Source organism: Pseudomonas sp. NPDC089534 (assembly GCF_044749305.1).
Lineage (GTDB): Bacteria > Pseudomonadota > Gammaproteobacteria > Pseudomonadales > Pseudomonadaceae > Aquipseudomonas > Aquipseudomonas ekonensis.
The window spans coordinates 26,931-38,827 of the sequence record NZ_JBIVHR010000008.1 but is presented as its reverse complement, the minus strand read 5'-3'; the positions used below and the strand labels follow the sequence as shown (position 1 = coordinate 38,827).

Sequence of the window (11,897 nt, the reverse complement as noted above, 5' to 3'; positions counted from 1 at the left end):
TGCAAAAGACCTGCGGGAGCGGGCTTGCCCGTGAAAGCGGAGCGTCAGGCAGCACCGATGCCGGATGCGCCGACGCTTTCGCGGGCAGCCCCCGCCCGCAGGGGATCCGTGTCAATTGAAAGCCGAGGCCTGCATGTCTTTCGATCTCGCCGCACGCCTTGCCGCCCGCCGTGCCGAACACCTCTATCGCCAGCGCCCCCTGCTCGAAAGCCCGCAAGGGCCGCAGGTGGTGGTCGACGGCCAGCCGTTGCTGGCGTTCTGCAACAACGACTACCTGGGCCTGGCCAATCACCCGCAGGTGATCGAAGCCTGGCGCGCCGGCGCCGAACGCTGGGGCGTGGGCGGCGGCGCCTCGCATCTGGTGATCGGCCACAGCGGCCCGCACCATGCCCTCGAAGAAGCCTTGGCCGAATTCACCGGCCGGCCGCGGGCGTTGCTGTTCACCACCGGTTACATGGCCAATCTCGGTGCGGTGACGGCGCTGCTCGGCCAGGGCGACACGGTGCTGGAGGACCGCCTCAACCACGCCTCGCTGCTGGACGCCGGACTGCTGTCCGGCGCACGGTTCAGCCGTTACCTGCACAACGACGCCGAGAGCCTGGCCAAGCGCCTGGAGAAAGCCACCGGCAACACGCTGGTGGTCACCGACGGCGTGTTCAGCATGGACGGCGACCTCGCCGACCTGCCCGCGCTGGCCCGTGAAGCGAAGGCCAAAGGCGCGTGGCTGATGGTCGATGACGCCCATGGCTTTGGCCCGCTGGGCGCCAACGGCGGCGGGATCGTCGAGCATTTCGGCCTGAGCCCGGACGACGTGCCGGTGCTGGTCGGCACCCTGGGCAAGGCGTTCGGCACCGCCGGTGCGTTCGTCGCCGGCAGCGAAGAGCTGATCGAAAGCCTGATCCAGTTCGCCCGCCCGTACATCTACACCACCAGCCAGCCGCCGGCGCTGGCCTGCGCGACCCTGAAAAGCCTGGAGCTGCTGCGGACCGAGCATTGGCGGCGCGAGCATCTGCAGACGCTGATCCGCCGCTTCCGCCAGGGCGCTGAGCAGATCGGCCTGGAACTGATGGACAGCTTCACGCCGATCCAGCCGATCCTGATCGGCGACGCCGGGCGCGCGGTGCGCCTGTCGCAGATGCTGCGCGAGCGCGGGTTGATGGTCTCCGCGATCCGCCCGCCGACCGTGCCCGCCGGCAGCGCGAGGCTGCGGGTGACCCTCACCGCCGCCCACAGTGAAGCCCAGGTGCAGCAGCTGCTGGACGGCCTGGCTGACTGCCATGCCCGACTTGCCTTGGAGCCGAACCATGCGTGACCGCCTGATCCTGTTGCCCGGCTGGGGACTGGGCGCATCGCCGCTGGAGCCGATGGCCGCCGCACTGCGCGGGCTCGACGAACACCTGAAGGTCGAGATCGAACCGTTGCCGGCGCTGGACTCCGGCGACCCGCAAGACTGGCTGGATGAACTTGACCGGCGCATTCCCCAGGACACCTGGCTCGGCGGCTGGTCGCTGGGCGGCATGCTCGCCAGCGAACTGGCGGCGCGCCGCGGCGAGCATTGCTGCGGTCTGCTGACGCTGGCGAGCAACCCGTCCTTTGTCGTGCGCGACCAATGGCCGAGCGCGATGGCGCAGGACACCTTCGAGGCGTTCCTGGCCGGGTGCCGCGCCGATCCGCAGGCGACCCTCAAGCGCTTCTCGCTGTTGTGCGCCCAGGGCGCGCAAGACCCGCGCGGCGTGTCGCGGCAATTGCTCGCCGGTGCGCCAGCTACATCGCCGGACGTGCTGACGGCCGGGCTGCATGTGCTTTCCCGCCTCGACACCCGCGCGGCGTTGCAGGCCTTTCACGGGCCGCAGTTGCACCTGTTCGCCGGCCTCGACGGGTTGGTGCCGGCCGAGGCGGCGGGCGAACTGTTCGCGTTGATCGCGGATGTCGAGGTCGGCCTGGTCGAGCAGGCCAGCCATGCGTTCCCGCTGGAGAACCCCGAGGGTGTGGCGGGCGCGATCCAGGCTTTTCTACATGAGTGCGGTGATGACTGAATTGTTCTTCGCTGCCCCCGGTGGCTTGCCAGACAAGCGCCAGGTGGCGGCTTCCTTTTCCCGGGCGGCGGGCAGCTACGACAGCGTCGCCGAGTTGCAGCGCGATGTCGGCAACCAACTGATGCAGCGCCTGCCCGAGGGCTTTGCGCCGTCGCGCTGGCTCGACCTGGGCTGCGGCACCGGGCATTTCTCGCGCCTGCTGGCCGAGCGTTTCGACGCCAGCCAAGGGCTGGCGCTGGACATCGCCGAAGGCATGCTCAGCCACGCCCGGCCGTTGGGCGGTGCCGACCACTTCATCGCCGGCGATGCCGAGCGCATGCCCTTGCGGGATTCGACCTGCGATCTGGTGTTCTCCAGCCTCGCGGTGCAGTGGTGCGCCGACTTCGGGGCGGTGCTCGGCGAAGCCTTGAGGGTGCTGAAACCGGGCGGGATCTTTGCGTTTGCTAGTCTTTGTACTGGGACGCTGTACGAACTGCGCGACAGTTGGCGTCAGGTCGATGGCCTGGTGCACGTCAACCGGTTCCGCGAGTTCGAGCGGTACGGGCAATTGTGCGCGGCCAGCGGCTTGCGCACGGTCAGCCTGGAAAACCGGCCCCACGTGCTGCACTACCCGGACGTGCGCAGCCTGACCCATGAACTCAAGGCCTTGGGCGCGCACAACCTCAACCCCGGCCGGCCGGGCGGGCTGACCGGGCGGGCGCGGATTCTCGGGCTGGTCGAGGCGTACGAACGGTTTCGGCAGGCGCAGGGACTGCCGGCGACTTATCAAGTGGTCTATGCCGTGTTGGAGAAACCCTTATGAGCGCAGCCTATTTCATCACCGGAACCGACACCGACGTCGGCAAGACCACCGTGGCCGCCGGGTTGCTGCATGCCGCCCGCTCGGCGGGGCTGAGCACGGCGGCGGGCAAGCCGGTGGCGTCCGGCTGCGTGGTGACGCCCAAGGGCCTGCGCAATTCGGATGCGCTGGCGTTGCAGGCCGAATGCTCGTTGCCGCTGTCGTATCAGCAGGTGAACCCGGTCGCTTTCGAGCCGGCCATCGCACCGCATCTGGCGGCGCGGGAAGCGGGCGTCGCGTTGACCGTGCAGTCGCTGCTGACGCCCATGCGCGAGATCCTGTCACTGAACGCCGACTTCACGCTGATCGAAGGCGCGGGCGGCTGGCGGGTGCCGCTGGCGGATCAGGACAACCTGTCGGATCTGGCGATCGCCTTGCAGTTGCCGGTGATCCTGGTGGTCGGCGTTCGGCTGGGCTGCATCAGCCACGCGCTGCTGACCGCCGAGGCGATCGCCCGGGACGGGCTGCAGCTGGCGGGTTGGGTGGCGAACATCATCGACCCGAAAACCTCGCGGCTGGAGGAGAACCTGGCGACGCTGGCCGAGCGGATTCCGGCGCCGTGCCTGGGCCGGGTGCCGAAGCTCAAGCCTGCCAGTGCCGAGGCGGTGGCCGGGCACCTGCACCTGGATCTGCTCGACTGAGTGTGCGAAACGTGGCTTTTGCCTATGACAAGGCACTGTGCCATTAGTGTTTTTGACGGGTGTTTTTCTGACGCGTCTGGTTCAATGGTCGCCATTGATCCTTCCCAGGGACGAGCGCTCCATGGAAATTTCCGGAAACACAGCTTTTTACGCCGGGCTGAGCACCATTCAGACCGGTCAGAACCGCGTCGATCAGGCGGCCAGCCAGATCGCCGGCAACACCATTGAACGTGCCGCCACCAGCCAGTCGTCGGAACTGCAGGTCGAGCGCCTGCGTGGCGTGGACCGCAGCCAGCAATCGGATCTGGCCAGCAGCATGGTCGAGATGGCCCAGGGCAAATTCCAGGCGGAACTGGGCGTGAAAGTGGCCAAGGCTTCCGATGAAGTGCTCGGTACGCTGATCGACACCTACGCCTGATTTCTTGTTGCCCCGCTTTGCCCAACGCCGCGACCCGTTCGCGGCGTTTTCGTTGTAAGTCCTTCTTCCTCAACTAATCTTTTTTCATCCTGCGTGCATTCACCTGGTGCGCGGCGTACGGCTGCGTCTGGCGTTCGCCCATGACGATGACAAACGGCCAGAGATCGACGCTTGACAAGATTTCGGCGTAAACGTATGTTTCAAACAACTGTTTGACCGTCACAACAAATCTACGCGGTCGTTCATTCCCGGTTACATCAGCAGAGGTTTATCGCTATGCCTGACTACAAGGCCCCCTTGCGTGATATTCGCTTCGTACGTGACGAACTGCTCGGCTACGAGGCGCACTATCAGAGCCTTCCGGCCTGCGCCGAAGCAACGCCGGACATGGTTGACGCCATTCTCGAAGAGGGCGCCAAGTTCTGTGAGCAGGTGCTGGCACCGCTGAACCGCGTGGGTGACACCGAAGGCTGCACCTGGAGCGAGTCCGGCGTGAAAACCCCGACCGGCTTCAAAGAGGCCTACAAGCAATTCGTCGAAGGCGGCTGGCCGAGCCTGGCCCATGACGTCGAGCACGGCGGCCAGGGTCTGCCGGAATCGCTGGGCCTGGCGGTCAGCGAAATGGTCGGCGAAGCCAACTGGTCGTGGGGCATGTACCCGGGCCTGTCGCACGGCGCGATGAACACCATCTCCGAGCACGGCACCCCCGAGCAGCAAGAGGCCTACCTGACCAAGCTGGTCTCCGGCGAGTGGACCGGCACCATGTGCCTGACCGAGCCGCACTGCGGCACCGACCTCGGCATGCTGCGCACCAAGGCCGAACCTCAGGCCGACGGTTCCTACAAGGTCACCGGCACCAAGATCTTCATCTCGGCCGGCGAACACGACATGGCCGACAACATCGTCCACATCGTGCTGGCCCGCCTGCCGGACGCTCCGGCCGGCACCAAAGGCATTTCCCTGTTCATCGTGCCGAAGTTCCTGCCGAACGCCGACGGCACCGTCGGTGCGCGCAACGCCGTGGCCTGCGGTTCGATCGAACACAAGATGGGCATCCACGGCAACGCCACCTGCGTGATGAACTTCGACGGCGCCACCGGTTTCCTGATCGGCCCGGCGAACAAAGGCCTGAACTGCATGTTCACCTTCATGAACACCGCACGCCTGGGCACTGCGCTGCAAGGCCTGGCCCACGCCGAAATCGGTTTCCAGGGTGGCCTGAAATACGCCCGCGACCGTCTGCAGATGCGTTCCCTGACCGGCCCGAAAGCACCGGACAAGGCCGCTGACCCGATCATCGTGCACCCTGACGTGCGTCGCATGCTGCTGACCATGAAGGCGTTCGCCGAAGGCAACCGCGCGATGGTGTACTTCACCGCCAAGCAGGTCGACATCGTCAAGTACGGCGTGGACGAAGAAGAGAAGAAGAAGGCCGACGCACTGCTGGCCTTCATGACCCCGATCGCCAAGGCGTTCATGACCGAAGTCGGTTTCGAGTCCGCCAACCACGGCGTGCAGATCTACGGCGGCCACGGCTTCATCGCCGAGTGGGGCATGGAGCAGAACGTTCGCGACAGCCGCATTTCGATGCTGTACGAAGGCACCACCGGCATCCAGGCCCTGGACCTGCTGGGCCGTAAAGTGCTGATGACCCAAGGCGAGGCCCTTAAAGGCTTCACCAAGATCGTCCACAAGTTCTGCCAGGCCAACGAAGGCAACGAAGCGGTCAAAGAGTTCGTCGGCCCGCTGGCCGCACTGAACAAAGAGTGGGGCGAACTGACCATGAAGGTCGGCATGGCCGCCATGAAAGACCGCGAAGAAGTCGGCGCGGCCTCGGTGGACTACCTGATGTACTCCGGTTACGCCTGCCTGGCCTACTTCTGGGCCGACATGGCTCGCCTGGCCGCCGAGAAGCTGGCCGCCGGCACCACCGACGAGGCGTTCTACACCGCCAAGCTGCAGACCGCGCGCTTCTACTTCCAGCGCCTGCTGCCGCGTACCCGCACTCACGTGGCGGCCATGCTGTCGGGCGCGAACAACCTGATGGACATGAAAGAAGAAGACTTCGCCCTGGGCTACTGAGCCTAAGCGCTGTCCTGCGAAAAACCGCCGCCCCGTTTGGGGCGGCGGTTTTTTTTGCGCTCGTTTTTCCCCGATATCGGGGGAGATTCCCCAGTGGCCGTGGCGCAGGCCTGTGCCGAAGCTTTGTGTTTATTGATTCCAAATGTTTCAGAAAGGAGTGGCAAATTAATTGCACCGCGCCTGTCAACCGGCGCTGACGAGAACTGCCTGCTCATAGAAGCATCACGCCCGGCCACTTGAACACAACCGTCAGGGTGAAGCCTATGAACATCAGTCGACCCGCTCGTTTGACCTTCTGGATTCCGTTCGCGCTGTGCGCCCACGGCGCCATGGCCGCCGATCCGGCGGAAGTGGATCCGCCTGTCCCGGAAGTCCCCAGCCTGCAATCCCTGCGCGGCATGCTGCCGCCGGATCCTTCGGGCACCGAAGGCGGACGCAAGGTCGACCTGATGACCGACTACGTGCTCAACCGTCAGGCGGCGATCCTGCTGGGCAAGGCGCTGTTCTGGGACATGGAGATCGGCAGCGACGGCGCCACCGCCTGCGCCTCCTGCCATTACCACGCGGGCGTCGACCACCGCATCACCAACCAGCTCAACCCCGGCCAGGCGCACACCGACCCCAACGTCGCGTCGATCTTCAACAAGCCGTTCGTGGCCTCCAACATTCCGGGTGATGTGGCGTCCTACGCCACGCTGTCCGGCGGCAAGGGCGGCCCGAACTACACCCTGAAGAAAACCGACTTTCCGACCCATGTGCTGAGCAATCCGCTGGAGCGCAACTCCCCCATCGTGTACTCGACGGACGACGTGGTCGGCTCCCAGGGCGTGTTCGACGCCAACTTCGTCAAGCCCAACCAGGCACGGTTCGACAAGTGCACCCAGCAGCCGGACGGCATCTTCCAGGTCGGCGGCGTCAACGTCCGCCGCAGCACCGGGCGCAACGCGCCGTCGGTGATCAACGCGGCCTTCAACGTGCGCAACTTCTGGGACGGCCGGGCCAACAACGTGTTCAACGGTTTCTCGCCGTTCGGCAACCGCGACCCGGATGCGGGCATCTACGTCACCGCCGGCAGCAGCGGCGTGGCGCAGAAAGTGAAGCTGGCGCTCAACGACGCGTCCGCCGCCTCCCAGGCCGTGGGCCCGCCCGGCAGTGCGGTGGAGATGTCCTGCGGCGGCCGCACCTTCGCCGACATCGGCCGGCGGATGCTCGACACGCTGATGCTCAAGCAGCAGCGGATCTCGTCCACCGACTCGGTGCTGGCGCCGGTGTCCGGCGCCCGCCGCCCGACCTATCGCGAACTGATCAAGAACGCCTTCCAGCCGCGCCTGTGGAACGCCACGCAAAACGTGCTGGTGGGCGGTGCGCCGTATACGCAGATGGAAGCCAACTTCCCGCTGTTCTTCGGGCTGGCGATCCAGATGTACGAAGCCACGCTGGTCTCCGATCAGGCGCCGATCGACGCCTACCTGCAAGGCGACACGACGGCGATGAACGCTCAGCAGGTCGAAGGCATGAACCTGTTCCTCGGCAAGGGCAAATGCGTCAACTGCCACGGCGGCCCCGAGCTGACCAACGCCGCCAGCCGCCTGCTGATGCACCCGCGTGAGCGCATCGAGCGGATGGTGATGGCGGACAACCTGACCACCCTCTACGACAACGGCTTCTACAACACCGGCGTGCGGCCGACGGCGGAAGACCTGGCCTTGGGCGGTTCGGATGCGTGGGGCAATCCGTGGTCGTTCACCCGCCAGTACAACACCGTGCTGCAGGGCGGCCAGATCCCCGATCCGCTGAATGTCGACGTGTGCACCTTCGAGGCGCCGCTCAGCGCCGCGATTCCGTGCGACGCCACGCTCAAGCCGAACGTCGGATTCCGCGATTCGGTCGACGGCGCGTTCAAGACCCCGACCCTGCGCAACATCGCGCTCACCGGGCCGTACTTCCACAACGGCAGCCGCGCGACGCTCAAGCAAGTGATGGAGTTCTACAACCGCGGCGGCGACCGGCGCGGCGAAGACGCCAACAACACCAGCGGCTTCGAGCACCCGGCGGTGAACCAGCACAACACGTCCAACCTCGATCCGGACATGACCGCGCTCAACCTGACGCCGGACGAGGTCGACGCGCTGGTGAAATTCATGGAAGTGGCCCTGACCGATCCGCGCGTCGCCTGGGAGCGGGCGCCGTTCGACCATCCGTCGCTGGTCCTCCCGCAGGGGCACGTCGGCGATGTGAACGCGGTGACCCAGCGTCCCGCCAGTCCGAAGGTGACGACCCGCCAGGCGGCGGACGCGACGATCAGCCTCAAACCTTACGGCGCCGAAGGCCGGCGGCCGGAAGAGGGGCCGTTGCTGCCGTTCTACAACGATCTGTAAGGGAGATTTGCCAGCATGGCCACCAGGAATGGTGGCCATGCTGGCCCCGCACGTCCGCCCGTTGCAAAAAACCTGAGTCCGGCGCTCAGAAATCGAGGGTTTCTGCCGTTAAAGAGACTGGCTGTGATGTGGATCACATTTGTGTGCCTAACAGGCCGCATTGCAGGCACAATGATATCTCTTTGCTATGACGGGTCGGAGCTTTACCCTTGCCGCGTTCTTCTGCTGTACGTTTCAGTCATTTCCTACCTTCACTGCTGTTGTTGCTCGCGGGGTTGGCGGCTGCGTATGTCAAAGACCTCAACGTGTTCTTCACTTCGCTGTTCAACGTGCTGCCGACCTTGGTGCTGTTGCTGGGCGGTTCGTATTGCGCGGTCTACCGCCGCCAGCGCGAACTGTTCCTGATGGTCACCGTGTACATCGCCTACTTTCTGCTCGACACCCAGACTGACTATTACCGCGACAACGGCCGGGTGCGCGAGGACGCGGCGGTGGTGTTCCATCTGGTCTGCCTGCTGCTGCCGCTGCTGTTCGGCCTGTTCGCCGCCTGGCAGGAGCGCACGCACCTGTTCCAGGACATGGTGGCGCGGTTCGCCGTGCTGCTTGCCTTCGGCAGCGTGGCGCTGGGCCTGGAGCAGAGTTATCCCCAGGCGCTGTTGATGTGGCTGTCGGAAATCCGCTGGCCGGCGCTGCACGGCGCGTGGATGAGCCTGATCCAGCTGTCGTACCCGGTGTTCCTCTCGGCCTTCCTGCTGCTGGCCTGGCAATACTGGCGCAACCCGCGGCCGCTGCACGCCGCGCAGCTGGTGGGCCTGCTCGGGGTGTTCTGGATGCTGCCCAAGACCTTCATCCTGCCGTTCACCCTGAACATCATGTGCAGCCAGGTGATGCTGATGATCGCCGCCGCGGTCGCCCACGAGGCCTACCAGATGGCCTTCCGCGACGAGCTGACCGGCCTGCCCGGGCGCCGGGCGCTGAACGAGCGGATGCAGCGCCTGGGGCGCAACTATGTGTTGGCGATGACCGACGTCGACCACTTCAAGAAATTCAACGACACCCACGGCCACGACGTGGGCGACCAGGTGCTGCGGCTGGTGGCCAGCAAGCTGTCGAAAGTCACCGGCGGCGGCAGGGCCTACCGCTACGGCGGCGAAGAGTTCGCCGTGGTGTTCGCCGGAAAGAGCCTGGAGGACTGCATGCCGCACCTGGAGGCCATCCGCGAGGCGATTGCGTCCTACAGCATTCAGTTGCGCAACCAGGAAAGCCGTCCCCAGGACGACCATCAGGGCCGGCAGCGCCGAGGCGGTTCCGGGGCCTCCAGCGTGTCGGTCACGATCAGCATCGGGGCGGCCGAGCGCCTGGAGCAGCGCACGCCGGAAGAGGTGCTCAAGTCCGCCGACCAGGCGCTCTACAGCGCCAAGGGCGCAGGGCGCAACTGCGTGATGGCGTTCGGGCAGACCCGCCGCGGCGCGGTGCGCACGGAAAATGCAGCGGGCTGACTGATGACGGCGCATTCAGCGCCTGTACGTTGATTGTGGGGGCAGGGCGGCCGGCAGTAGGTTGGGGGAAAACCGCTGAAGGAGAAGCACCATGCCCGAGTACAAGGCCCCCTTGCGCGACATGCGCTTTCTGATCGACCACGTCTTCGACTTCCACGCCCACTACGCGGCCCTTGGCGCCCAAGACGCCAGCCCGGACATGGTCCATGCGATCCTCGAAGAGGGCGCGAAATTCTGTGAGAACGTTCTGGCGCCGCTCAACCGCAGCGGCGACGAAGAAGGCTGCCGTTTCGACAACGGAACGGTGACGACGCCTACAGGGTTCAAGCAAGCCTTCGCACAGTACGTCGAAGGCGGCTGGCACGGGCTGGCGGCGGATCCGGCCTACGGCGGCCAGGGCCTGCCGAGTTCGCTGGGGCTGGCGGTCAGCGAGATGGTCGCCTCCAGCAACACCTCCTGGGGCATGTATCCGGGCTTGACCCACGGCGCCATGTCGGCGATCCACGCCCACGGCAGCGACGCGCAGAAGCGGACGTACCTGACCCCGCTCACCGCCGGCCGCTGGACCGGCACCATGTGCCTGACCGAAGCCCATTGCGGCACCGATCTGGGCCTGATCAAGACCCGCGCCGTGCCCCGGGCCGACGGCAGTTACGCGGTCACCGGCAGCAAGATCTTCATCTCCGCCGGCGAGCACGACATGAGCGCCAACATCATCCACCTGGTGCTGGCCAAGCTGCCGGACGCGCCGGCCGGCACCAAGGGCATTTCGCTGTTCATCGTGCCCAAGTTCCTGCCGGATGCGGCAGGTGAAGCGGGCGAGCGCAACGGCGTCACTTGCGGCTCCATCGAGCACAAGATGGGCATCAAGGCGTCGGCCACCTGCGTGATGAACTTCGACGGGGCCACAGGCTTTCTGATCGGCGAGCCGAACAAGGGCCTGAACTGCATGTTCACCATGATGAACCACGCGCGGCTCGGCACCGGCATGCAAGGCCTGTGTCTGGGGGAGGCGAGCTTCCAGGGCGCGGTCCGCTACGCCAACGACCGCTTGCAGATGCGCTCGCTGACCGGCGCCAAGGCACCGGACAGGCCGGCCGATCCGATCATCGTCCACCCGGACGTGCGGCGGATGCTGCTGACCATGAAGGCCTTCAACGAAGGCAACCGCGCACTGACCTACTTCACCGCGCAGATGCTCGACGTCGCTCACCTGAGCCGGGACGAGGCCGCCCGCCGCGAAGCGGAAGACCTGTTGGCGTTCCTCACCCCGATCTGCAAGGCGTTCATGACCGAGACCGGCCTGGAGGTGACCAACCACGGCATGCAGGTGTTCGGCGGCCACGGCTTCATCCGCGAGTGGGGCATGGAGCAGTTGGTGCGGGACTGCCGGATCGCGCCGATCTACGAAGGCACCAACGGCATCCAGGCCCTGGACCTGCTCGGGCGCAAGGTGCTCGGCAGCCAGGGCAAGCTGTTGCGCGGGTTCACCCGGATCGTGCACAAGTTCTGTCAAGCCAACGCAGGCCATGAGCAGTTGGGCGGGTTTGTGGAGCAGCTCGATCTGCTCAACCGGCAGTGGGGCGAACTGACCCTTCTGGTCGGCGGCGCGGCGATGAAGAACCCGGACGAGGTGGGCGCCGCGTCGGTGGACTATCTGATGTACAGCGGCTACATCGTGCTCGCTTACCTATGGCTGCGCATGGCGCAGGTGGCCCAGGCGCAACTGGACACGGGCGAGGGCGACGGCGATTTCTGCCGGGGCAAGCTGGCGACCTGCGAGTTTTATTTCAAGCGCCTGCTGCCGCGCACCGCCGCGCATCGGGCCGCGGTCGAGGCGGGCAGCGACTGCCTGATGAAGCTGCCGGCGGAGCTGTTCTCGCTCTGACGTCTCCTGTGGCGAGGGACCGAGCGCCCTCGCCGCAAGGTCTTCACATCCGGAATGCAGTGACCAAAAATTACGTAATGGTCATCTGTTGACCCTATGTGTCGCAAAAGTTGTTGA

At 65.7% G+C, this 11,897-nt stretch carries 9 protein-coding genes; all 9 read left to right on the top strand.

From position 1 onward, the window contains the following. Positions 1-133: 133 nt before the first annotated feature. Entirely contained in the window at positions 134-1,312 is a 1,179-nt protein-coding gene (bioF, locus tag ACIP0B_RS03855) for an 8-amino-7-oxononanoate synthase (protein WP_400829924.1), read from the top strand. After that, the gene (locus tag ACIP0B_RS03850) at positions 1,305-2,036 is read left to right on the top strand and encodes an alpha/beta fold hydrolase (protein WP_400829922.1); all 732 of its coding nucleotides are present in this window, start codon (positions 1,305-1,307) and stop codon (positions 2,034-2,036) included. Before bioF ends, ACIP0B_RS03850 begins: the two co-directional genes overlap by 8 nt. Continuing rightward, the gene (gene bioC / locus ACIP0B_RS03845; protein WP_400829921.1) at positions 2,029-2,838 is read left to right on the top strand and encodes a malonyl-ACP O-methyltransferase BioC; all 810 of its coding nucleotides are present in this window, start codon (positions 2,029-2,031) and stop codon (positions 2,836-2,838) included. The genes ACIP0B_RS03850 and bioC overlap by 8 nt, the downstream gene beginning before the upstream one ends. Continuing rightward, a complete protein-coding gene (gene bioD / locus ACIP0B_RS03840; RefSeq protein WP_400829919.1) occupies positions 2,835-3,515 on the top strand; it encodes a dethiobiotin synthase in 681 nt (226 codons plus the stop codon). The genes bioC and bioD overlap by 4 nt, the downstream gene beginning before the upstream one ends. Positions 3,516-3,636: 121 nt before the next feature. Then, positions 3,637-3,933: a pyrroloquinoline quinone biosynthesis protein PqqE gene (locus ACIP0B_RS03835; protein WP_217894742.1), complete on the top strand. Its 297-nt coding sequence runs from the start codon at positions 3,637-3,639 to the stop codon at positions 3,931-3,933. Between the two features lie 276 nt (positions 3,934-4,209). Then, entirely contained in the window at positions 4,210-6,015 is a 1,806-nt protein-coding gene (locus ACIP0B_RS03830; protein WP_085586330.1) for a phenylacyl-CoA dehydrogenase, read from the top strand. A gap of 263 nt (positions 6,016-6,278) precedes the next feature. Next, positions 6,279-8,393, top strand: a complete 2,115-nt coding sequence (locus ACIP0B_RS03825; protein ID WP_400829917.1) for a cytochrome-c peroxidase — start codon at positions 6,279-6,281, stop codon at positions 8,391-8,393. A gap of 209 nt (positions 8,394-8,602) precedes the next feature. Beyond that, complete coding sequence (locus ACIP0B_RS03820; protein ID WP_400829915.1) at positions 8,603-9,892, top strand: GGDEF domain-containing protein; 1,290 nt, start codon at positions 8,603-8,605, stop codon at positions 9,890-9,892. A gap of 91 nt (positions 9,893-9,983) precedes the next feature. Further along, positions 9,984-11,780 (top strand): acyl-CoA dehydrogenase C-terminal domain-containing protein, encoded by a 1,797-nt coding sequence (locus tag ACIP0B_RS03815; protein WP_400829914.1) that lies wholly within the window; start codon positions 9,984-9,986, stop codon positions 11,778-11,780. Positions 11,781-11,897 lie beyond the last annotated feature (117 nt).

What these genes read in the sequence shown, in the direction of transcription:
- bioF (WP_400829924.1), top strand. Translation starts at nt 134, where the DNA reads ATGTCTTTCGATCTCGCCGCACGCCTTGCCGCCCGCCGTGCCGAACAC.
- ACIP0B_RS03850 (WP_400829922.1), top strand. Translation starts at nt 1,305, where the DNA reads ATGCGTGACCGCCTGATCCTGTTGCCCGGCTGGGGACTGGGCGCATCG.
- bioC (WP_400829921.1), top strand. Translation starts at nt 2,029, where the DNA reads ATGACTGAATTGTTCTTCGCTGCCCCCGGTGGCTTGCCAGACAAGCGC.
- bioD (WP_400829919.1), top strand. Translation starts at nt 2,835, where the DNA reads ATGAGCGCAGCCTATTTCATCACCGGAACCGACACCGACGTCGGCAAG.
- ACIP0B_RS03835 (WP_217894742.1), top strand. Translation starts at nt 3,637, where the DNA reads ATGGAAATTTCCGGAAACACAGCTTTTTACGCCGGGCTGAGCACCATT.
- ACIP0B_RS03830 (WP_085586330.1), top strand. Translation starts at nt 4,210, where the DNA reads ATGCCTGACTACAAGGCCCCCTTGCGTGATATTCGCTTCGTACGTGAC.
- ACIP0B_RS03825 (WP_400829917.1), top strand. Translation starts at nt 6,279, where the DNA reads ATGAACATCAGTCGACCCGCTCGTTTGACCTTCTGGATTCCGTTCGCG.
- ACIP0B_RS03815 (WP_400829914.1), top strand. Translation starts at nt 9,984, where the DNA reads ATGCCCGAGTACAAGGCCCCCTTGCGCGACATGCGCTTTCTGATCGAC.